This is a genomic window from Blautia sp. AF19-1, assembly GCF_003479155.1.
In the GTDB taxonomy this organism is placed as follows: Bacteria; Bacillota; Clostridia; order Lachnospirales; family Lachnospiraceae; genus Fusicatenibacter; species Fusicatenibacter saccharivorans.
The window spans coordinates 46562-68177 of record NZ_QUGQ01000003.1 but is presented as its reverse complement, the minus strand read 5'-3'; the positions used below and the strand labels follow the sequence as shown (position 1 = coordinate 68177).

Sequence of the window (21616 nt, the reverse complement as noted above, 5' to 3'; positions counted from 1 at the left end):
TAAAAACCTCCTTTAAATTCCACGTTTGTGACTCTTGTCAATAGCTTCCCAGAGTCCGTTTAAATAAGTCGCGCCGAGTGCGCGGTCATACAGTCCATAGCCCGGCATTGCCTTCTCGCCCCAGATCATACGTCCGTGGTCCGGGCGGATCGGGCCGTCAAAGCCGGTGTCGTACAGCGCTTTCATGATCTCATACATATCGAAGCTGCCGTCAGAGGAAAGGTGTGCGGCCTCCTCGAAATCCTGCTGGCTGTGGAATTTCAGATTGCGGACGTGAGCGAAGTGGATGCGGCCCTTTAAGGAACGGATCATATCCGGCAGATCGTTCTCCAGGTTTGTTCCGTAGGAACCCGAGCAGAAGGTCACGCCGTTGTGCGGGTCATCGACCATCTTCATCATGCGCAGAATGTTTTCTTTATTAATGATGATTCTCGGAAGACCGAAGACACTCCATGCCGGGTCGTCCGGGTGAATGGCCATTTTGATGTCGTACTCGTTGCAGACCGGCATGATGCGTTCGAGGAAGTATTTGAGGTTGGCAAACAGTTTCTCATCATCCACATCGCGGTAAGCGTCAAAGAGCTCTTTCACTTTTGCCATGCGCTCCGGCTCCCAGCCAGGAAGAATTGCGCCGTTTGCATCACCTGCGATAGATTCAAACATTTTTTCCGGAACAAGTGCGTCTACGGCGGACTGTTTGTAGGCAAGTACGGTCGAGCCGTCCGGACGGACGCGTGCGAGTTCTGTTCTGGTCCAGTCGAAGACCGGCATGAAGTTATAGCAGACAAGGTGAATGTCTTCCTTGCCGAGGTGCTTTAACGTTTCAATATAATTATCGATGTACTGCTCACGGTCCGAGCTGCCGATTTTGATGGCGTCGTGGATGTTGACGCTCTCGATGCCGGAGATGTGAAGTCCAGAGGCCTCAACCTCTTCTTTTAACGCGTGAATCGCTTCGCGTGTCCACACCTCGCCCGGGGTAGTGTCGTACAGGGTTGTGATGACTCCGGTTACGCCCGGAATCTGGCGGATCTGCTCTAAGGTAACGGTATCAAATTTGGAACCATACCAGCGAAATGTCATTTCCATAAGAAAAACTCTCCTTTATTTTATAATGTACTCTCGGAATCTTTCTGCACTTGCCTTTGCGGCTGATTTTCCGCCAGCTGCACCCGAATTTCATCAACGTACGCACCGCGTACGCCTCAGAAATTTGGGCACAACTGACAAAAAATCATCTCACAAAAACAAGCACAGAAAGATTCCGAGAGTACATTGTATTTTGCAAGTGGTGTTCTTTGCTTTTTATTGTATCGTTTCTTAAGAAAAAAGCCATGGCAAGAATTGTTGAGCACATTGCAAAAGTTGCGGCGGTTGGTAGGAAAAAGCAAAATCAGCCTACAGGTGTGATAAGTAATATCTTTCTGGTATGACTAACCAATAGGAAAAACCTATAATCGATTCATCGAAATAACAATTACCAAAAGGCGTTTTAGGGGTTGCACATAGAAAAAATATGCATTATAATATGCCATGTAATCGAGAAACACATTAAACATATCGACTTAGTAGGAAATAAGAACAGCAAATGAAAAAAACAGACAACAGACGAATGCAGGAGAACAGAATGATGGAGATGTGTTGTTGCTGTTGCTGCAGCTCCAATCAGAATAAAGAAAAATAAGAAACATTCGCAGGCAGAAAAAGCATAGCAGAAATTGCATGTGCGGGCAGGCCGGAACGAATGCCTGCTATTTTTTTAACATTTTTTAAAAGAAATGAGAATAAACAACATAAGAATAGATAATAAACAGACGTAGAAAACGGAGGACAAAAACATGAGCGGATGCGGATGCAGCTTCACCCCAGTTGAAAATAAAGAAACCGAAGAAATCAAATACACCGATGCACTGGCAGAACAGTTTGCAGCAGAAGTCGGAGTAGACCCAAGACCAAATGAAACCCTTGTAGAGATCAATGAGCGCGGCGCTTTCATCCGTCAGCCAAATGCATTTATCCAGCCATTCGGCGATAAAGAAGGCGGCCTGAAAGCAGAAGCAAACCGCTTCGGGATCTACTGGGCAACCGGATGCAACTGGTCCAACCGTCCGATCATCGTGCGGGAGCTTTTAGGACTGCAGGATGTGATCTCGGAGACGAGAGTTTCTCCATCCGGCGAGACAAACCGTTACGGACATGCATTCGGACAGTATCCGGATTTCAAGGATCCGGCGACAGGCGCTTACTTCTTAAGTGAGTTCTATAAAAGAGCAAACCCGGACTTCAAAGGAAGAGCAACGACACCGACCCTGGTGGATGTCAAAGAGAAAAAGGCTGTGAACAACGATTATCACCGCCTTACGAACTATCTCGAAGTGCAGTTCCGTCCATTCCAGCCAAAAGATGCGCCGGACCTGTACCCGAAAAAATTCCGGAAAGAGATCGATGAGTTTAACGACTGGCTCTTCCCGCATATCAACAACGGCCATTACCGCATGGCATTCTGCCAGTCACCGGAAGCATACGATGAGGCATACGAAGATTTCTATGAATCCCTCGATAAGCTGGACAAACGGCTGGAGACGAACCGTTTCCTGTTCGGCGACTACATCACCGACAGCGATGTCCGCGCTTACGTCACTCTGATCCGTTGGGATGTCAGCTACTTCCACAACGTAGGACCGGTGAAGAAACCGATTCGTGATTACAAAAATATCTGGGGCTACTTAAAAGAGCTGTATGCGATCCCGGCCTTCCGTCACGGAAGCGATCCGCAGGTGCTGGCACTTTCGAGACCTGGAAAGAAATTAGGCGAGGTTCTCTTCCGCGGATACAACGAACGAATCCTTGCAAAAGTAGATTTCGAGAAGCTGATGGCAGACGATGGATCGAGAAGAACACTCAGCAAAACACCGGATGAAGTATTCCTTCGCCATCCGGAGGGAGAGACCTACGAGGATTACGCAGGAGAAATCTCAAAAACCATCTGGAACAGCCCGAAATGGGAAGACAGAAACCCGAAGAACGGCGTACTTTCCGTGGATGCATCGATTAATCCGCTGAAAGGACTTTTATAAAGAGATAAGACAGAAGAATCCGGAGCGCTCTGGTGGAACACTCTCAGGCAGCCGGGGTGCGGCCGGAACTGAAAAGAACGAGAAAATGAGGAGGATTTTATTATGAAAAAGACAAAGAAATTCTGGGCAGTATTGGCAGCGGCGGGCCTTTTGGCAGCAAGCTTTGCAGGATGCGGAAGCAATGCATCAGCAAATGCAGGAAGCAGCAGCGGTTCCGCAGCATCATCTTCCGCAGAAGGCAGCTCCGCATCGGATTCCGGTGAGAAAAAAGTGATCAAAGCTGTAACAAGCGGCACACTGGCACCGTACTTTTACGTAAATGATGACAACGAGCTGACCGGTGTCGATATCGATATCGTAAAAGAAGTGTTCAACCGCCTTCCGCAGTATGAACTGAAAATTGAGCAGGCAGATGCACTGCAGGGTGTGCTGAGCGGTCAGTACGACATCGCAGTCAACAACTATGGATATACCGATGAGAGAGCAGAATCCTACTACTTCTCTTTACCATATAAAACCAGCTTCAACGAATACATTCAGAGAACCGGCGATGAGCCGCTGACTTCTCTTACCGATCTGGCAGACCGCGGATACAAAATTGAGCTGAGTGCAGGAAGCCTTACCGCAAATGCACTGGAAAAATGGAATACAGACAACCCGGATCACCAGATCAATATCGTATATTCCAATGCAAACTTCCAGGTCCGCTACCAGCATATCGTAGATGGAACCGCTGATGTGGCAATCGACGACGGACCGATCATCGACAACCTGCTTCCGCAGTTCGGACTGGAAGGTCAGCTGGAAGCAAACGAGATCGACGAGGAGACCGAAGATTTCCTGTTCCCGCAGAACAGTACCTACTTCCTGTTTGGAAAGAACGAAGAGGGCGCAGCACTCCGTGAGGATGTTGACAAAGCCTTAAAAGAGATGAAAGAAGACGGAACTCTTTCCAAGATCACAACCGAGTATCTCGGCGTGGACACCAGCCCGGACGAGAAATACTTTGATGAGACACCAAACTAGAATATCGTTTTCGAAATAAAAACAGAAGAGATTACAAAACAGACGGGAAGCGGATCGAGAACATCCGTTTCCCGATTCTAAAAGGAGCGAAAAACATGGCAGAAATTTACCGGGTAGAAAAGGGAAGCGAAGAGTGGAAATACAAAGCATATGATTACGTCAGAACCGATGCGTTCTGCTGCGGACAGAACATTCCGATTGAACTGGAATTCGGACAGGACGAGAGCAAAGATGATCTGCAGGCGATTCTGCTGACAGAAGATCACAAGCCGGTAGCCGGCTGCCGCATCGCATTCCCGGCAGAGAAGACAGGAAAAATCGAGCGTGTCTGTGTTGTCAGAGAAAAACAGAAAAGCGGATACGGCCGCGTGCTGATCGAAGCCGCTGAGAAATGGCTGAAAGAATACGATGTCGATCACATCGTCATCACGAGCCAGGACCGCGCCGCAGGCTTTTATGAGAAATTAGGCTACAAACTGAATCCGGATGCTGACCTGTCGGTATACGACCACCATGCACCGAAGAAAGACGAAGAGCCGAAAAAGCCGAAGAAAAATCTTGGCTTTACCTGTGTACTGGTAGAAAAATACGTGTAAGAGAGGACAAAAATCATGGGAAAATTATTTGACGTTTCACTGGTATTTTCATCCATACCAGAATTGCTGACAAAGCTGCCGATTACGCTGGAACTGGCCGTGGTTTCTATGCTGATCGGACTGGGACTGGGACTTGTGATGGCGATCATCAAAATGAAAAAAATCAGAGTGCTGACGCAGATTACGAATCTTCTGATTTCACTGCTCCGCGGCACGCCGGTCATCGTACAGCTGTACGTTGCGTTCTTTGGTATTCCCATGATGTTCAAGGCAATCAACCAGCAGTTCGGAACGAATCTGGCGGTTGCCAATATTTCCGGTTTCGTCTATGCGATGATCGCTCTGGGACTGAACCAGTCGGGCTTTATGGCTGAGATTATCCGTTCGGCCCTGCAGTCCGTTGACCCGGGCCAGATCGAAGCAGCACATGCACTCGGCATGACGTATCCGCAGACACTGCGCCGCATCATTCTGCCGGAGGCCTTTGAGGTTGCGCTTCCGACCCTTGGAAACTCTTTTATCAGTATCATCAAAGGAACGTCTCTTGCCTTTACCTGCGCCGTTGTCGAGATTACCGCACAGGGCCAGATTATTGGAGGAAGAACGTATCGCTACTTTGAAGTTTACGTTTCACTGGCCATCATTTACTGGCTGGTAACACTGGTGATCGAGCAGATCATCCGCGTAATTGAAAATAAAATCCGGATTCCGGACCAGGTAGAGCTGGCGTCCGCAAACGGGGAGGGGAAGAAAAATGATAAAAATTGATCATTTATCAAAAAAATATAACGACAACGTGGTGCTCGACGACATCAGCCTCGAGATCAAACAGGGCGATGTTGTGGGAATCATCGGTCCTTCCGGAACCGGAAAATCAACGCTTCTGCGCTGCGTCAACCGCCTTGAGACACCGGAGAAGGGAACGGTGACGATCGGGGACAAGGTGATCGGCCTTTCCGAGCGGAAACCGAAAGAGCTTCTGTATTTAAGACAGAACACAGGAATGGTGTTCCAGCGGTTCAATCTGTTTGAGAAGAAAACCGCACTGGAAAATGTGATGGAAGGCCTGATTGTTGTCAAGAAGATGAAAAAAGATGAGGTCAGAGCTATTGCATTAGAAGAACTGAAACTGGTCGGCATGGAAAAATGGGCAAACCACTATCCGAAACATATGTCCGGCGGACAGCAGCAGAGGGTGGCGCTCGCAAGAGCCCTCGCCATGAAACCGCAGATTCTGCTGCTGGACGAGCCGACCTCAGCCCTTGACCCGGAGCTAGTTGGAGAGGTTCTGGATGTTATTAAAAAAGTTGCGGCACAGGGATATACAATGCTTCTGGTTTCCCATGAGATGAACTTTATCCGCCATGTGTCGAACCGTGTGATCTTCCTTGATAAAGGACACGTAGTAGAAGACGGAACACCGAAAGAAGTATTCGAGCATCCGCAGAATCAGAGAACACGGGAGTTCTTCAGCAAGATGCATATTATGGCGCAGCCTGAGTATGTTATTTAAATTGCGGACACAGCCAAAGAGTAGGAGAAAATATTATGATAGATGAGAAAAGAATTGCTGATTTTTTTGCGGAGCTGGTATCTATCGATTCGCCGTCCTTAGAGGAGCGCGAGATGGCGGACACCTTAAAAATAAAATTCGCCGAAATCGGGGTTACGTTTACAGAAGATCATACGCAGGAGCAGACCGGCTCCAATGCGGGCAATCTGTTCGCGCGCATTCCGGGCAGCCTTGCAGGAGCCCCGGTTCTCTTTGCGGCCCACATGGACACTGTTGAGCCTGCAAAAGGAAAAAAAGCCGTCTCCCATGAGGATGGAACCGTAACGAGCGACGGCACGACAGTTCTTGGCGCCGACGACCTCGCCGGTGTGACAGTCATCTATGAAGCTGTCCGCCACCTCATCGAGACCAAAACACCGCACCGCCCGATCGAAATTCTGATCTCGGTCGGTGAGGAGCTGTACTGCAAAGGCGCAAATGCCTTCGACTACAGCCAGGTGCAGGCAAAAGAAGCATACGTTCTGGATTTAAGCGGCGCGATCGGTGCAGCCGCCTACGCGGCACCGACACTCGTTTCCTTCGCGGCGAAAATCCAGGGAAAAGCCGCCCACGCCGGTTTCCACCCGGAGGACGGCATCAACAGCATCCAGGCGGCCGCCCACGCAATCGCACAGCTTCCGCAGGGCCACGTGGATGAAAGCACCACTGCCAACATCGGAAAAATCGGCGGCGGCTCCGGTACCAACATCGTTTCGGAAAGCTGCGTGATCGAAGGCGAAATTCGAAGCCTGAACCACGAGACGGCGATGGAGCTTCTGGAAACATATCACAGAACCTTCCAGCAGGAAGCAGAGAAGATTGGTGCGAAGCTGGTCTGGGAAGAAAAGCTGAATATCCATGCGTATGAGACGCCGCTGACAAGCGATGCCGCAAGGCATTACGAGAGCGCCGTTGCAGAAGAAGGCCTGACCGCTGCATTCGAAAAAACTTTCGGCGGCAGCGACAACAACGTCTTTGCACAGCACGGCATCGAAGGGCTTGTCATCGCAACCTCGATGAATCAGGTACACAGCTGCGCCGAGTACACAAAAATCCCGGAGATAGCCCAGGTGGCGCGGATTGTGGCCAATCTTGCCGCACCGCAGGAAGCCTGAACAGATCCTGGACGAAAAAACAGAATACGTAAAAAATCCCCAAAGCCCGCCGGCAGATGTGAAAACAAAAACCGGCGGGCTTTTCCTGTTTCCGGCACGGCTTGCCACGCAGAGAAAAATAGTCTATAATAGGGAAAAGCTTCCGGTGCATGCCGGAATTTAACACCAGTAGACAAGAAGTCCCCTGCTTCTAAAGCGGTGGGATGAATTGTTAAAAGAAACATAACGGCAGTGGCGGGCGGAGAAAAATCGGTATCCTCCACTGACATGAGGCAAGTCACAGTCGAACTATTTTCGGCATGTCAGACTCCGTGAAAATACCGACTGTGAGTTGAAACAAGAATAAAAGAGGAGAAACAATGATACAGACACCAATTCAGAAACTGGAATTTCCAAACGACAGAGGCGTCCGCCTGTACTGCAAGCGGGAGGATCTTCTTCCGTTTTCCTTAGGCGGAAACAAAGTCCGCATCGGACGTGCTTTTTTCCAGGATATGCAGGAGAAAAACAAAGACTGCATGATCATCTACGGAAACAGCAGATCCAACCTCTGCCGCGTGCTGGCCAATCTGTGCTGTGCCGAGAAAATTCCATGCTATATGATCTGTTCTTCTGAAGAAAACGAAGAACACCCGATCGAAACCAACAACAGCCGTCTGATGAAATGGCTCGGAGCCGAAGTCATTCCGTGCAGAAAAACAGAGATTGCGCAGACGGTCGAAAAGACCATGCAACGTCTGACGGAGCAGGGATATCAGCCGTATTATATTTTCGGCGACAAATTCGGAAACGGAAATGAAGGAACACCGGTGCAGGCTTATGTGGATGGCTACCGTGAGATTTTGGAGTGGGAGAGAGAACAGAACGTTTCCTTTTCTCATATCTTTGCAGCATCCGGGACCGGCTCCACGCAGAGTGGTCTGGTGAGCGGAAAACTGATCGAACAGGGAAGCGAGCAGATTATCGGTCTTTCTATTTCATCCCGTGAGTACGACCGCGCGATCCGCATTATGGAGAGCGGGATTTCGGACTATTTTCAGAAGAAGCATCTTTTGCTGCCGGAAGGATGGGAGCAGGAACTGCACCTGGAAATGGGATACCGCCAGGGCGGATACGGTCAGTACGATGAGCGTATTCTGCAGGTGATCCGGGAAGAGTTCTGCCGGAACGGACTTCCGCTGGATCCAACCTATACCGGAAAAGCATTCTGGGGAATGAAGCAGTATATCGAGGAACATGACCTGCAAAACTGTGATGTGCTTTTTATTCACACAGGAGGAACGCCGCTGTTCTATGACTGCATTCTGAACGATACCGATGGAGGAATGAAATGAAACGGATTTCAATTGTCATCCCATGCTACAATTCCGAAGCAACGATTCGGAAGGTTGTAGAGATGGTGATGGAAGAATTCAAAAAAATGGACGGATATGACTGTGAATTTGTCCTGGTAAACGATGGATCTCCAAAAGATGATACGTATGGAGAGATCAAAAAGCTGGGAGAACAGTATAAAAATGTCAAAGGAATCAATCTGCTGCGCAATTTTGGCCAGCATAATGCGCTGATGGCCGCACTCCACTACACGGAGGGAGATTTTATTCTTGGTATGGATGATGATATGCAGACACATCCATCGCAGATCAGCAAACTGATCCATAAAATGGAAGAAGGATATGATCTGGTTTACGGATATTATCCGAAACGAAAAAATTCCTTCCTGAAAAATATCACAAGTAAATTAAACGAAGTCTCATCACGGATTCTTCTCGGGCGCCCTAAAAATATTGTTTCCAGCAACTTCTGGATGATCACCCGTCAGATCAAGGAAGAAGTGGTCAAATACGACAGCTTTAATCCATATATTGATGGGATTTTTTACCGTACAACGCACAAAATCGGGAATGTGGAGGTGGAGCACTTCAAACGTGCGGTGGGAACCTCCAACTATACGTTAAAGAAGCTGATCAAATTATGGCTCGCCTACTGGAACTATTCGGTGATCCCCCTTCGGGTGTCTTCCGTACTCGGTGGAATTTCCGCAGCGGGCGGTTTTCTGGCAGCCATTATCATTGCAATCCGAAAGCTCATCGATCCGAATGTGATGGTTGGATGGTCCTCCACAATCTGTACGATTGTTGTTTTTTCCGGACTGATTTTGATGGTGCTCGGCATTATCGGAGAGTATCTCGGAAAAATGATTCTGATTCTGAACCGCACGCCGCAGTATATTGTGCGGGAAACCATTAACGTATCTGATGAGGAAGAAAAAAAGTGAAAAAAATCATGATTTTAGGTGCCAGTACTTACCAGGTGCCGCTGATACGGACTGCACGCAGAATGGGTCTTTACACGATCGTAGTGAGTATTCCCGGCGATTATCCGGGGTTTGCACTTGCAGATAAAATTTATGAACTGAATACGCGGGATAAAGAAGCGATTCTTGCGGCGGCGGAAAAAGAACAGATCGACGGAATCTGTACATCGGGAACCGATGTGGCCGTCAGCACAATCGGCTATGTCTGTGAAAAGATGCATCTGTCCGGCATTCCGTATGAGGCGGCGGAAATTCTGACCGATAAGGCAAAGATGAAAGACGCATTCCGGCAGGGCGGCGTTTCCGCGGCAGACGGGATGCGGGTAAGAAGCGCAGAGGAGGCACAAAAAGCCGCAGAACAGCTTGGATACCCGGTTGTCGTAAAACGGGTGGACAGTTCAGGAAGCCGCGGAATTACCGTGGTGGAGCATTCCGGACAGATCGAAGAAGCGTATGAAAATGCGAGAAACGGTTCGGCAAGAGATTATGTGCTGGTTGAAAAATTCCTCCGCGGAACGGAGATCGGCGTGGATGGATTTGTGCAGAACCACAAACTGGTCTTTCTGGCACCGCACACGAAATTTGTATACCGCGGTGCACACACGACCGTTCCGGTCGGCCACGCATTTCCGTATGGATGCAGCGGGGCACTGCGGGAAGAAATTGCCCGCCAGATGCAGCTGGCCGTCACCGCATCCGGTGCCGATCAGTGCTCCGTCAATGCGGATGTCTTTGTGGACGGAGAGAAGGTCTGGATCATTGAAATGGGCGGAAGAACCGGGGCAACCTGCATTCCGGAACTGATTTCAACGTATTACGGATTTGATTTTTATGAGCAGATGATCAAAAGCGCCCTCGGTGAAGAAACGGATTTTCAGCAGACGGAAAGCTGCCCGTGCATGGCAAAACTGCTGCTGAGTCCGGTAAGCGGAACCATCACACAAATCGACCGGGATCAGGTCGAATGTCTGCGTCAGGAAGGGCTGGAGCTTGTCCTGGATTATCCGGAGGGGCATGAAGTTTCTGCCATGGCAGATGGAACTGACCGGATCGGCCATGTGATTGTAAAGACGGACCGGGAAGCGGAACTGGATGAGCAGATGAAGCGGGTGTACCGCTGTATCTGGGTTGATGGAAAAAATCTGGAGACAATCTGGGAAGAGAAAACAGCAAAATAAAAAACCCGGAATCTTTTCAAGACCTCAGAAGAGGAGCGAAAGGATTCCGGGTTTTGCGTTGCCAGGCATATCAATATCCGGTGGACCAATTTTGATTACACTGTTTTTACAGGCTTCATCATCATCCGATAGTAGACTGGAATCAGCAGTGCAATTGCACCGAACCAGGCAAGCGGGCTTGCGATGCAGACGGCAGTGTAGCCTAAGAAGCGTGACAGCCAGACGGTAGCAGCAAGACGCATCACAAGCTCGATCATGCATGCGGCAAACGGTGCGCGTCCGTTCTGCATACTCTGAATCGAGGTGCGGTAGACGGCGAGAAGGCCGAGCAGGAAGTAGAACGGCGCTTCGATCGTCAGGAATGCATCGGAGTAATGGTAAGAATCCGTGATTTCGCTCGAAAAGCTTGGTGAGCAGGTGCATCTGTCCCGCGAGGTCTGCTGCCGCCGCTTCCGGAAAATGACGGGAAAGACGGTGACGCAGTATCTCGAGGAATACCGTGCGTCCAAAAGCCTGCCGCTCGTCGAAAGCGGCTTTTTGCCACGAAAAATATGTTACATCTGTTTGATTGCCTGCAGCATTTCAAGATCCGAAGCAGTCACCTTGATATTGGAAACCATCGTTCGGCCGTCCGGTTTTTTCACCGTGACTTCGAGAATCGTTCCCTCCTCGATCTGCGAGGATGCGAGATCGCTCATGAATTTTACGAACTTCGGGTGGTTTTGGGCGAAACGGTCTCTCAGATTTTTTAATTCCATTAACTTTATTGGGTTAAATGCCATTCTTTTTTCTGTCCTTTCTATTCGAAACTTCTTTCGAAACATGAAAGTATTGTAACATGGAAAAGAAAAAATGCAAGCGGATAAAAAGAGAAAAGACAGAGATACTGGGAATAAGAGAAAAGATTCTCAATTAGAATGGGAGAAAAACGAATGAAAGCGAAGAAGTATCTGCTGTTTTTTCTTTTGGGCTACTGCATTTATATTGCCATCGAAGTCACCTACCGCGGTTACAGCTTCCGCCTGATGGGCATTGCCGGAGGACTGTCCCTTGCAGGAATCGGAATGCTGGAAGACGCCGGGCTGCGCCGCTTTCCGCTGGCGTTTCAGATGATGGTATCTGCGGTTCTGATCACGGCCATCGAACTGTATTCGGGAATGTTTTCCCTGCGGGTGCTGCATTACCGTATGTGGGACTACAGTGCGCTGCCGTTTTCCTTCTGCGATGGGCTGATCTGTCCGTGGTTTTTCGGGATCTGGTATCTGCTCTCGGTGGTTGGGATTTTTCTTACGGACTATGTGAGCTATTATATCTTCCACGAGGGGACGCACCCGGTGTATCGAAAGAAGAAAAAGGGTTGTGCCGAAGGGGAGTTCGTTATAAAATAAGAAAAAACAACCCAGGCAGGAGGTCCTCATGGAAAACGAAAAAAATTATCTGGAATATCTCGCAGAATTGTACCCGACCATCGAAAAAGCAGCGACCGAAATCATCAATCTGCAGTCCGTTATCAACCTTCCCAAAGGCACGGAGCATTTCCTTTCGGATATTCATGGCGAATACGAAGCCTTTTCTCATGTACTCCGCAACGGTTCCGGTGCCGTGCGAAAGAAGATTGACGATGTCTTCGGCCACACGCTCGGCATTTCGGAAAAACGTGCGCTTGCAACCCTTATCTATTACCCGAGAGAGCGCCTGGAGATGGAGAAAAAGCAGCAGGAGGACATCGATGACTGGTACAAGGTCATGCTGTACCGCCTGATCGACGTCTGCAAAATCGTTTCTTCCAAATACACCCGTGCCAAAGTGCGGAAAGCCCTGCCGGCGGATTATGGCTATATCATCGAGGAGCTGATCACCGAAAAGCCGGAGGTGCTCGACAAAGAAGCATACTACGAGGCGATCATCCAGACTATCCTCGAAATCGGAAGCGCCGAGAACTTCATCATTGCCGTGGCAGAGCTGATTCAGCGGCTCGTTGTTGATCATCTCCACATCATCGGCGACATCTTTGACCGCGGTCCGGAGCCGTATAAAATCATGGACTGCCTGATGAATTACCATTCCCTCGATATCCAGTGGGGCAACCACGATGTGCTCTGGATGGGCGCTGCGACCGGCCAGCCGGCGTGCGTGGCCAGCACGATCCGCATCTGCCTCCACTACGGCAATCTCGATGTGCTGGAGGACGGCTACGGCATCAATATGCTTCCGCTTGCCACCTTTGCTCTCGAGACGTACGGCGATGATCCGTGCGAATGCTTTGCCGCAAAAGGCGGCGAGGACAGCGGAAATTCCCAGCAGATGCTGGAGCGCCGCATGCACAAGGCCATCACCGTAATGCAGTTAAAGCTCGAGAACCGTCTGATCCGTGAGAACCCGGAGTACGGCATGGAAAACCGCCGTCTGCTGGAAAAGATCGGTTACCAGAACGGAACGGTGGCGATTGGGGAGAAAACGTATGCTCTGCGCGACAAGAGCTTTCCGACGATCGACCCGGCGCATCCGGACGAGCTGACAGAAAAAGAGGCAGAAGTGCTCGATAAGCTGATCTTCGCCTTCCGAAACAGCGAAAAACTGCAGGCGCACGTCGATTTCCTGCTCAAAAAAGGAAGCCTCTACCGCGTTTACAATGGAAATCTGCTGTACCACGGCTGCATGCCGATGAATGAGGACGGCACCTTAAAAGAGGTACAGGTCGACGGAAAGAAATACAAGGGAAAAGCACTGTACGATATCCTCGAGCACAACGTGCGCCGCGCATTTGTAAGCCGCGATCCGAAAAAACGGGAGCAGGGCCGCAATACGCTGTGGTATCTGTGGACCGCGCCGAATTCCCCGCTGTACGGCCGCGACAAGATGACAACATTTGAGCGGTATTTCCTCGCAGAAAAAGAGACCTGGACCGAGGTGAAAAACGCGTATTACCGCCTGATCGAGAAAGAGGAGACGGCGGACCGGATCTTACAGGAGTTCGGGCTTGCCGGTGAAAATGTACATATTATCAACGGCCACGTCCCGGTACACCAGAGTGCCGGTGAAAGCCCGGTCAAATGCGGCGGCAAGGTGCTGATCATCGACGGCGGCTTCTGCAGGGCGTACCACAAAGAAACCGGCATCGCGGGTTACACGCTGATTTACAACTCGTACGGCCTCAGCCTCACCGCGCACGAGCCGTTTGAATCGACGGAAAAAGCAATCCAGGAGGAGAAGGATATTGTCTCCCGCCAGGTGGCGGTGCGGTACAACATGAAGCGCCAGTTAGTCGGCGATACGGATCAGGGACGGCAGATCCGGCAGCGCATCCGTGAATTAAAGGAACTGATCGAGGCGTACCGCACGGCTCAGTTAAAAGAGCTTCTTTAAATCAAGGGTTTTCAACTGCGCCGGAAAATGGTATAATCAAAACAGTGTGCGCAGATGGAAACACTGTGCGCTGGAACAGATGGAAAGAAGGAAGAAACATATGAGGGCATGGATTGCCAGGATGACAGAAGATAACATAGATCAGAGCGCGATCGAAAAAGCAGGAGAGATTCTGAAAAACGGCGGTCTGGCGGCATTCCCGACCGAGACCGTATATGGTCTTGGCGGAAATGCGCTGGATGCCAAAGCTTCCGAGAAAATTTATGCGGCAAAGGGCCGTCCGTCGGACAACCCGCTGATCGTCCACATCGGAAGAATGGAGGACCTCGAAACCGTAGCGGCAAACGTGCCGGAGAGTGCACGCAAACTGGCAGCTGCATGCTGGCCGGGACCGCTGACGATGATTTTTGAGAAAACAAATGCCGTTCCGCTCGAGACGACGGGAGGCCTTACCTCCGTAGCCGTGCGCTACCCGAGCAACAAAGTGGCAAACGCACTGATCTTAGCCGGAGGCGGCTTCATCGCAGCGCCGAGCGCCAATACATCAGGCCGGCCGAGCCCGACGAAAGCCGAGCATGTGATCGAGGACCTTGGGGACAAAATTGACTGTATCATCGACGGAGGAGACGCCGAGATCGGCCTCGAATCCACCATCGTCGATTTTACAGAGGAGATTCCGACGATTCTCCGCCCGGGCTATTACAACAAAGAGATGCTGGAAAAAGTGCTTGGAACCGTGCGTGTCGATCCGGGAATCCTTGCGGAAGACAGCCATGTGCGTCCGAAGGCACCGGGCATGCGCTACAAACATTATGCGCCGAAGGCAGACCTTACGATTATCCAGGGCGAGATGGAACGGGTGATTCCGGAAATCAACCGCCTTGCCGCAGAACAGGAAAAGGCAGGAAAGAAAGTGGGCGTAATCTGCACCGATGAGACACGGGAGCAGTACACCACAGGAGATATCAAGAGCATCGGGCTGCGCGCCGAAGATGAGACGATCGCGCATCACCTGTTTGCGATTCTGCGCGACTTCGATGAGGACGGCGTGGAGGTGATTTATTCCGAGGCTTTCGACACCCCGCGTATGGGGCAGGCGATCATGAACCGCCTGTTAAAAGCCGCAGGCCACAAAGTAGCAGAGGTATAACAGTGAAACATTACAGCAGGATTTTATTTGTGGACGCGGACGATACCGCGCGCGCACCGATGGCGAAGGCGATTCTGCAGAGCAAAGAGCTTCCGTGGCCGATGGAAATTGGTTCCCGCGGGCTTGTCGTTCTGTTTCCGCAGCCGGTCAACCAGAAGGTAGAGGCAGTGCTTGCGCGCAACGGGCTTTCGGCCAAAGACCACACCACCACACCGCTTACCGCGGAGGACATCAACGACGACACGCTGCTTCTTGTGATGGAGGACAGTCAGAGGGAAAAGATCCGTGAGGACTTCCCGGATGCGCCCCATCTGCAGACGATCGCCGGATTTCTGCGGCTGGCAGGAGACATCCCCGCCCTTTACGGGGAACCGCTTACCGAATACGGAAAATGTTATGAAGCGCTGGAATTCCTGATTGAAGGTGTTCTTGCGCGGCTGAAAGAGGAGGAAGAACAATGATAGCTTTAGGATGCGACCACGGCGGATATGAGCTGATGCAGGAGGTAAAAGCATATCTGGACAAACAGGGACTGGAATATCAGGACTTCGGATGCTACAGCAACGAGGCAGTTGATTATCCGGTTTACGCCAGAAAAGTAGGCCATGCGATCCAGAACGGAACGTGTGATAAGGGAATCCTGATCTGCGGAACCGGAATCGGCATTTCTATCACGGCAAACAAAATGGAAGGAATCCGTGCAGCACTCTGCACCGACTGCTTCTGCGCAGAGGCAACCCGCCTGCACAACGATGCCAACGTACTGGCGATGGGAGGACGTGTTGTAGGCCCTGGCCTTGCAATCAAAATCGTAGAAACCTTCCTGAACACTCCATTTTCCGGAGAAGAGCGTCACGAACGCCGGATTCACTTGATTGAGCATGAAGGAGAAAATGAATAAATTTTAAACAAAGGAGAAGGGAAAATGGCAAGAACAGTCATCATGGATCACCCGCTGATCCAGCACAAAATCGGTATTATCAGAAAGAAAGACACAAGCTCCAAGGAGTTCCGCGAGATGATCAGCGAGATTGCAATGCTGATGTGCTACGAGGCAACCAGAGAGCTGCCGCTCACAGACGTTGAAATTGAAACCCCGATCTGCAAAACAACCGTAAAAGAGCTCGAAGGAAAGAAAATGGCAGTTGTGCCGATCCTCCGTGCCGGTCTTGGTATGGTAGAAGGTATGCTGGCTATGATTCCGGCAGCAAAAATCGGACACATCGGTCTGTACCGTGATCCGGAAACCCTGGCACCGGTTGAGTATTACTGCAAACTTCCGTCAGACATCGCAAGCCGTGAAGTATTTGTAACCGACCCGATGCTGGCAACCGGCGGTTCTGCAACGGCAGCCATCACCATGCTGAAAGAAAAAGGCGCAAAGAAGATCCACTTCATGTGCATCATCGCATCTCCGGAAGGAATCGAGAAAATGCATGAGGTTCACCCGGATGTCGATGTTTTCGTCGGAGCACTGGATGACCATCTGAACGAGCACGGCTACATTGTACCAGGCCTCGGCGATGCCGGAGACCGTATCTTCGGTACGAAATAAGAGCGGAAGCAAAGTACGTTAAGAAAACACGGGGGAAATGGGTATGAGCGATAAACGAGAGGATTATATTTCCTGGGATGAATATTTCATGGCAGTTGCCCAGCTTGCCGGTATGCGCTCGAAGGATCCGCACACACAGGTGGGAGCCTGCATTGTGAGCGAGGACAACAAGATTCTGTCCATGGGATACAACGGTTTCCCGAGAGGCTGCTCGGACGACGAGTTCCCGTGGGGAAAGACAAGTGAAAATCCGCTGGAAAACAAGTATCTTTACACAACGCACAGTGAACTGAACGCCATCCTGAATTACCGCGGCGGAAGCCTCGAGGGAGCCAAGCTGTATGTGACATTGTTCCCATGCAACGAGTGCTGCAAGGCGATTATCCAGGCGGGAATCAAAACGGTGATCTACGACTGCGACAAGTACGCGGACACCCCGTCCGTGATCGCATCGAAACGGATGATGAAGGCGTCCGGAGTCACTTTTCAGAAATACCACCGCACAGGGCGGGAAATTACCATGTCCCTGTAGCAGAAAAGATAATAGAAGGAGCGCGCCTGAACGAACAGAAAGTTCAGACGCGCTTCGTCTGTATACACGAAAAGACAAGAAACGGGAGGGCACCATGGAGAGCAATTTCGAATGGATTACGGCAAACGGGGATATCGGCATCCGCTTTTTCCACAGCATCGACGACGGCGGCTACAGCAACCCGCCGCACTGGCACAACGATCTGGAGATCATTTATCTTCTGGAAGGCCGTCTGAAAGTGCGTTTCGGTGACGGCGGCGAGCGGCAGATCGGGGCAGATGAACTTCTCGTCATCAACTCCGGCACGATCCACGCCGTGACAGCCTATCCGAATCAGGCCATCGTCCTGCAGGTTCCGTACGAGATGCTGCTGCAGTACATGGAGCGTTACGATCATCTTTACTTTGTTGTGGATGAAAGGCCGGCCAGTGAGGCGGAAAAACAAAAACTCGCAGAATTCAAAGCAGTTCTCCGGGAGATGGACGAGGTGTACGGTGCGCAGAAAGAAGGGTATCAGTTAAAATTCGACAGCCTTCTTCTTGAAGCGCTGTACCGCTTACTGGTGGACTATGCGGTGCGGATCGGAAAAGAACACATTCCGCAGAATCAGAAGGCCGTACAGCAGATCCGCGAGGTCATGCGGTATATTGAGGAGCATTACGCCAAAAAGCTGACGGTGGCGCAGGTCGCGGAGCACTTTGGTTATACGCCGAATTATCTGTCGAAGCTTCTGAAACGGTACCTCGGTCTGACGGTCTACCAGTATCTGTATGAAATCCGGCTCGACCGGATCTGCCGCGACTTGCAGCATCCCGAGGCGCGGATCATGGAACTTCTGCCGAAACACGGCTGCGAAAACTACAAGTCGGTGTCGCGTCTGTTTAAGGAGCGGTACGGCTGCAGCATGAAGGAAATGCAGAAGCGGTATGAAAAGGAAAAAGGAGACCGCCCGATGGGCCAGTGGGTAAGAATCAGAAAAGCGGAAATGCCCTAATTTTCTGCCGAAAAAGGCACTAAACAAGAAGAAGAGAGCATGGTATAGTGGAAGCATGAAACAGCGGATTTTCAGTAAATGCCGCAAAACATGTGAAAAATGGAGTGTGGAAAATGAAAGCAAAACAGATTACAACGTACCATGTAAAAGGGGAAGCAAAAACCTGGGAAAAAGCGCTGGCACCGGAAGACGAGTCCAAGAGCGTAAAAATGATTGAGTCGAACGTCATCAACCTGTATCCGGACTTTGCGTTCCAGACCATCGAGGGCTTCGGCGGCGCCATGACCGAGAGCAGCGCATACCTGCTGTCCCGTATGGATGAGGAAACACAGAATCAGGCATTACAGGATATTTTCGGACCGGACGGCCTTCATGCAAGATTTGTCCGCGTGCCGATCGACAGCTGTGACTATTCCCTTGAGGAGTATCAGGCAGTCGCAGACCCGATCGCAGACCCGGATCTGGCAACCTTCTCGATCGACCGCGACCGCAAATATGTCCTTCCGATGCTGAAAAAAGCCATCGAAATCTCCGCAGAGCCGATCAGTGTTCTGATGAGCCCGTGGTCTCCGCCGTATCAGTGGAAAACTGCACCGAAGATCGCAAAGAATGATGCTACTGTTTACGGTGCAATGGGAATGCCGGTTCCGGAAGAGATTCCGCAGAGAAACCACGGCGGCAGCCTGAAACCGGAGTATTACGGAAGCTGGGCAAAATATGTCGTAAAATATCTGCAGGCATACCTCGATGAGGGAATCCCGGTGACGATGCTGAGCCTGCAGAACGAGACCGTAGCGGCTACCACCTGGGACAGCTGCGTATGGACACCGGAAGAGTCCAAAACCTACCTGAAAGATTATCTGTATCCGGAGATGAAAAAAGCAGGCCTGACGGACAAGATCGGCATCTTCATCTGGGATCACAACAAAGAGCGTATGATCGAGCACGTTCTGACCGTCCTTGACGAGGAGACCATGGACATGGTAGCCGGTATCGCATTCCACTGGTATTCCGGCGACCACTTCGAGGCTGTTGAGCTGATGAAACAGAAATACCCGGACAAAACCTTCATGCTTTCCGAGTGCTGTGCCCTTCACATGCCGGGCAGAATCGGTTTTGGCGACGGTGGTTTCGGACCGGTGAACTTCCAGACACCAGAGTACGTCGATTACCTTGACGCCGCAGATTATGCACACGATATGATCGGAAACCTGAACGCCGGCATGAACCGCTGGATTGACTGGAACTTCCTCGTAGACAAAGACGGCGGCCCGCGCCACGTACCGATGGGATTCACCTCAGGTCTGATTGTGGATGATGATTTCCATTACCGCAAACCGATCATGTACCACTACATCGGCCATATTTCCAAATATATTGCTCCGGGTGCAAAACGCATCGGCTGGAGCAAATACGGAGCAAACCTGGATGTAACGGCCGCAGTCAATCCGGACGGAAGCTACGTTGTGATCCTGCTGAACCGCACAAAAGAGGATTCCGGCTGCTTCCTGCGTGTCAACGGACATATCATGCGTGTCGATCTTCCGGCAGAGACACTCAGCACGGTTGTAATCGAGAAATAAAAAGCAAAAATAAAAAAATGCCTTCTGTGCAGAATGGAAACAGTCTGTACAGAAGGCATTTTTGTAAGATACGATTTATTTTTGATCGGAATCGGAAGAATCTGAGTTTTTCTCTTCGGTCGAAGGCTTTGCCGGTGTATACGGCGCATCAACCGGAGACTCTTCCGTGGCCAGCTTTGTCAGCGCTTTGCGCAGCCGGTAGCCCGGGAAGTGGAAGACTTCGGCCTCGTCGATCTTCTTTTTCTGATATGGGATCGCCTGTCTCGTTTCCGGATCAATGTGGTCCATGTGGAAGTAAAACGCATCGTCATCCGGCAGGTGATGTTTTTCAAGACGACGGTTGGCGAAGTTGCGGCAGACCGTGCAGATAATGGCACAGACCGGAACGGCGATGATCATGCCAAAGACACCCCAGAAGCCGCCTCCGATCAGAATCGAGATGATGATAAGGAAGCTGGACACACCGGTCGTCTCGCCGAGGATTTTCGGTCCTAAGAAGTTTCCGTCAAACTGCTGCAGGAGAACGACGAAAATCAGGAAATACAGTGCCTGCAGAGGGTCGATCAGAAGGATCAGCAGAAGACACGGAACGGCGCCGAGGAACGGGCCGAAAAACGGAATGATATTCGTCACACCGATGATTACGCTGACCAGCAGTGCGTACGGGGTGCCGATCAGGCTCGTCACAAGATAGCAGATGGCACCGATGATGATCGAATCGATGACTTTTCCAACAAGGAATCCGCTGAATTCCTGGTTCACATACTGGCAGTCGCGGATCACGGCATTTCCGTGATCCAGACCGAGCAGCGCGTAGACTGCTTTTTTCAGCTTGGCAATGTAGCTTTCCTTGTTGTACAGCATGTAGATCGCAACGATCGCGCCAAGCAGAATGTTTTTGAAAAACGTAACCATGTTGACGAGCTGTCCGGAGAGGTTCAGAAGGAACGTACGGAGCATCGGCATCAGGTCATTGGTCAGCCAGTTGGAAAGCTTTGCGGAGAACATGGAGATGTACTGGTCTGCCGTCTGCTGCATCTCCGGGTAATTCGCCAGCACTTTTGTGGCAAAATCCTGAATGTTGTTTGCGTAGTTGGAGAAGTTGGAGACAATGTTTGTGATACTTGAGAACAGCTCCGGGATCAGGGTCGCAATGAGTCCGTACAGCGCGAAAAGCATGGCGACGTACGTCAGAAGAATCAAAAGCGCCCGCACAAGCTTTTTGCAGCGTACCGACTGTGTTTTTCCGTGCCGGGCAAAGAGTCTGGCGATGATCCGCTGTTCTATGAAGTTAATGATCGGGCTGATCACATAGGCGAGAATCAGGGCTGCAATCAGGGGGGAGAGAATGTCGAGGACATTGTGAAAGGCGGTCCGCACAGAAGTCTGGTGGAAGAGCAGGTAGTAAAAAATCATGGACGCTGCAAGTACCAGAAAGGCAGTAACGCCGGTCCGGACATATTTTCGGTAACGATCCAGTTTCATAAAAATGTAAATCCCCTTTCGAATTTTATTAACCTCTATTATACACATGCAATCCCCAAAATACAACCGCAACCACACTTGCGGGAAAAA

General features: G+C 50.6%; 22 protein-coding genes. 18 read left to right on the top strand and 4 right to left on the bottom strand.

The features are described 5' to 3' along the window. Window positions 1-12: 12 nt before the first annotated feature. Window positions 13-1089, bottom strand: a complete 1077-nt coding sequence (gene uxuA / locus DWX26_RS02525) for a mannonate dehydratase (RefSeq protein WP_118600725.1) — start codon at window positions 1087-1089, stop codon at window positions 13-15. Window positions 1090-1838: 749 nt separating this feature from the next. Here uxuA and DWX26_RS02515 point away from each other — a divergent pair. From DWX26_RS02515 to DWX26_RS02470, 9 genes are all read left to right on the top strand, one after another. After that, window positions 1839-3077, top strand: a complete 1239-nt coding sequence (locus tag DWX26_RS02515) for a glutathione S-transferase C-terminal domain-containing protein (RefSeq protein ID WP_118600721.1) — start codon at window positions 1839-1841, stop codon at window positions 3075-3077. Window positions 3078-3179: 102 nt separating this feature from the next. Further along, window positions 3180-4103 (top strand): transporter substrate-binding domain-containing protein, encoded by a 924-nt coding sequence (locus tag DWX26_RS02510; protein WP_118600719.1) that lies wholly within the window; start codon window positions 3180-3182, stop codon window positions 4101-4103. A gap of 95 nt (window positions 4104-4198) precedes the next feature. Further along, window positions 4199-4699: a GNAT family N-acetyltransferase gene (locus tag DWX26_RS02505; protein WP_118600717.1), complete on the top strand. Its 501-nt coding sequence runs from the start codon at window positions 4199-4201 to the stop codon at window positions 4697-4699. A gap of 15 nt (window positions 4700-4714) precedes the next feature. Then, window positions 4715-5467, top strand: coding sequence for an amino acid ABC transporter permease (locus DWX26_RS02500; protein ID WP_022462083.1), 753 nt, complete (start codon window positions 4715-4717; stop codon window positions 5465-5467). After that, a complete protein-coding gene (locus DWX26_RS02495) occupies window positions 5454-6212 on the top strand; it encodes an amino acid ABC transporter ATP-binding protein (protein ID WP_118600715.1) in 759 nt (252 codons plus the stop codon). The genes DWX26_RS02500 and DWX26_RS02495 overlap by 14 nt, the downstream gene beginning before the upstream one ends. Window positions 6213-6247: 35 nt before the next feature. Next, entirely contained in the window at window positions 6248-7366 is a 1119-nt protein-coding gene (locus DWX26_RS02490) for a M20/M25/M40 family metallo-hydrolase (RefSeq protein WP_243030486.1), read from the top strand. 359 nt (window positions 7367-7725) lie between these two features. Beyond that, on the top strand, window positions 7726-8700 hold the full coding sequence (locus DWX26_RS02480) for a 1-aminocyclopropane-1-carboxylate deaminase/D-cysteine desulfhydrase (RefSeq protein ID WP_055227284.1): 975 nt from the start codon (window positions 7726-7728) through the stop codon (window positions 8698-8700). Next, a complete protein-coding gene (locus DWX26_RS02475; RefSeq protein WP_118600713.1) occupies window positions 8697-9644 on the top strand; it encodes a glycosyltransferase family 2 protein in 948 nt (315 codons plus the stop codon). Before DWX26_RS02480 ends, DWX26_RS02475 begins: the two co-directional genes overlap by 4 nt. After that, a complete protein-coding gene (locus DWX26_RS02470) occupies window positions 9641-10861 on the top strand; it encodes an ATP-binding protein (RefSeq protein WP_055227280.1) in 1221 nt (406 codons plus the stop codon). Before DWX26_RS02475 ends, DWX26_RS02470 begins: the two co-directional genes overlap by 4 nt. A 95-nt stretch (window positions 10862-10956) precedes the next feature. On the opposite strand, the gene DWX26_RS02465 is transcribed toward DWX26_RS02470, so the two are convergent. Both DWX26_RS02465 and DWX26_RS02460 read right to left on the bottom strand, forming a co-directional pair. Then, on the bottom strand, window positions 10957-11370 hold the full coding sequence (locus DWX26_RS02465; RefSeq protein ID WP_055227278.1) for a hypothetical protein: 414 nt from the start codon (window positions 11368-11370) through the stop codon (window positions 10957-10959). 45 nt (window positions 11371-11415) lie between these two features. Next, complete coding sequence (locus DWX26_RS02460) at window positions 11416-11643, bottom strand: hypothetical protein (RefSeq protein ID WP_055227276.1); 228 nt, start codon at window positions 11641-11643, stop codon at window positions 11416-11418. 150 nt (window positions 11644-11793) lie between these two features. Between DWX26_RS02460 and DWX26_RS02455 the strand changes: the two genes are divergently transcribed. The 9 genes from DWX26_RS02455 (at window position 11794) to DWX26_RS02415 (ending at window position 20041) form a co-directional block, all read left to right on the top strand. Next, the gene (locus DWX26_RS02455) at window positions 11794-12249 is read left to right on the top strand and encodes a putative ABC transporter permease (protein ID WP_158565061.1); all 456 of its coding nucleotides are present in this window, start codon (window positions 11794-11796) and stop codon (window positions 12247-12249) included. Between the two features lie 28 nt (window positions 12250-12277). Continuing rightward, window positions 12278-14227, top strand: a complete 1950-nt coding sequence (locus tag DWX26_RS02450; RefSeq protein WP_118600711.1) for a fructose-1,6-bisphosphatase — start codon at window positions 12278-12280, stop codon at window positions 14225-14227. 100 nt (window positions 14228-14327) lie between these two features. After that, window positions 14328-15377: an L-threonylcarbamoyladenylate synthase gene (locus DWX26_RS02445; protein WP_022462093.1), complete on the top strand. Its 1050-nt coding sequence runs from the start codon at window positions 14328-14330 to the stop codon at window positions 15375-15377. A 2-nt stretch (window positions 15378-15379) separates the two neighbouring features. Continuing rightward, window positions 15380-15838: an arsenate reductase/protein-tyrosine-phosphatase family protein gene (locus DWX26_RS02440; protein WP_055218690.1), complete on the top strand. Its 459-nt coding sequence runs from the start codon at window positions 15380-15382 to the stop codon at window positions 15836-15838. Continuing rightward, window positions 15835-16278 (top strand): ribose 5-phosphate isomerase B, encoded by a 444-nt coding sequence (rpiB, locus tag DWX26_RS02435; protein ID WP_055218692.1) that lies wholly within the window; start codon window positions 15835-15837, stop codon window positions 16276-16278. The genes DWX26_RS02440 and rpiB overlap by 4 nt, the downstream gene beginning before the upstream one ends. A 24-nt stretch (window positions 16279-16302) precedes the next feature. Next, entirely contained in the window at window positions 16303-16932 is a 630-nt protein-coding gene (gene upp, locus DWX26_RS02430) for a uracil phosphoribosyltransferase (RefSeq protein WP_022462095.1), read from the top strand. A gap of 43 nt (window positions 16933-16975) precedes the next feature. Next, window positions 16976-17464 (top strand): deoxycytidylate deaminase, encoded by a 489-nt coding sequence (locus DWX26_RS02425; protein ID WP_022462096.1) that lies wholly within the window; start codon window positions 16976-16978, stop codon window positions 17462-17464. 94 nt (window positions 17465-17558) lie between these two features. Beyond that, window positions 17559-18458 carry an AraC family transcriptional regulator gene (locus tag DWX26_RS02420; RefSeq protein WP_055264852.1) on the top strand — a complete coding sequence of 300 codons (900 nt, stop codon included), beginning with the start codon at window positions 17559-17561 and terminating at the stop codon, window positions 18456-18458. A gap of 113 nt (window positions 18459-18571) precedes the next feature. Next, on the top strand, window positions 18572-20041 hold the full coding sequence (locus DWX26_RS02415; RefSeq protein ID WP_118600709.1) for a glycoside hydrolase family 30 protein: 1470 nt from the start codon (window positions 18572-18574) through the stop codon (window positions 20039-20041). Between the two features lie 75 nt (window positions 20042-20116). On the opposite strand, the gene DWX26_RS02410 is transcribed toward DWX26_RS02415, so the two are convergent. Beyond that, window positions 20117-21526, bottom strand: coding sequence for an AI-2E family transporter (locus DWX26_RS02410; RefSeq protein WP_158568320.1), 1410 nt, complete (start codon window positions 21524-21526; stop codon window positions 20117-20119). Between the last annotated feature and the right edge of the window lie 90 nt (window positions 21527-21616).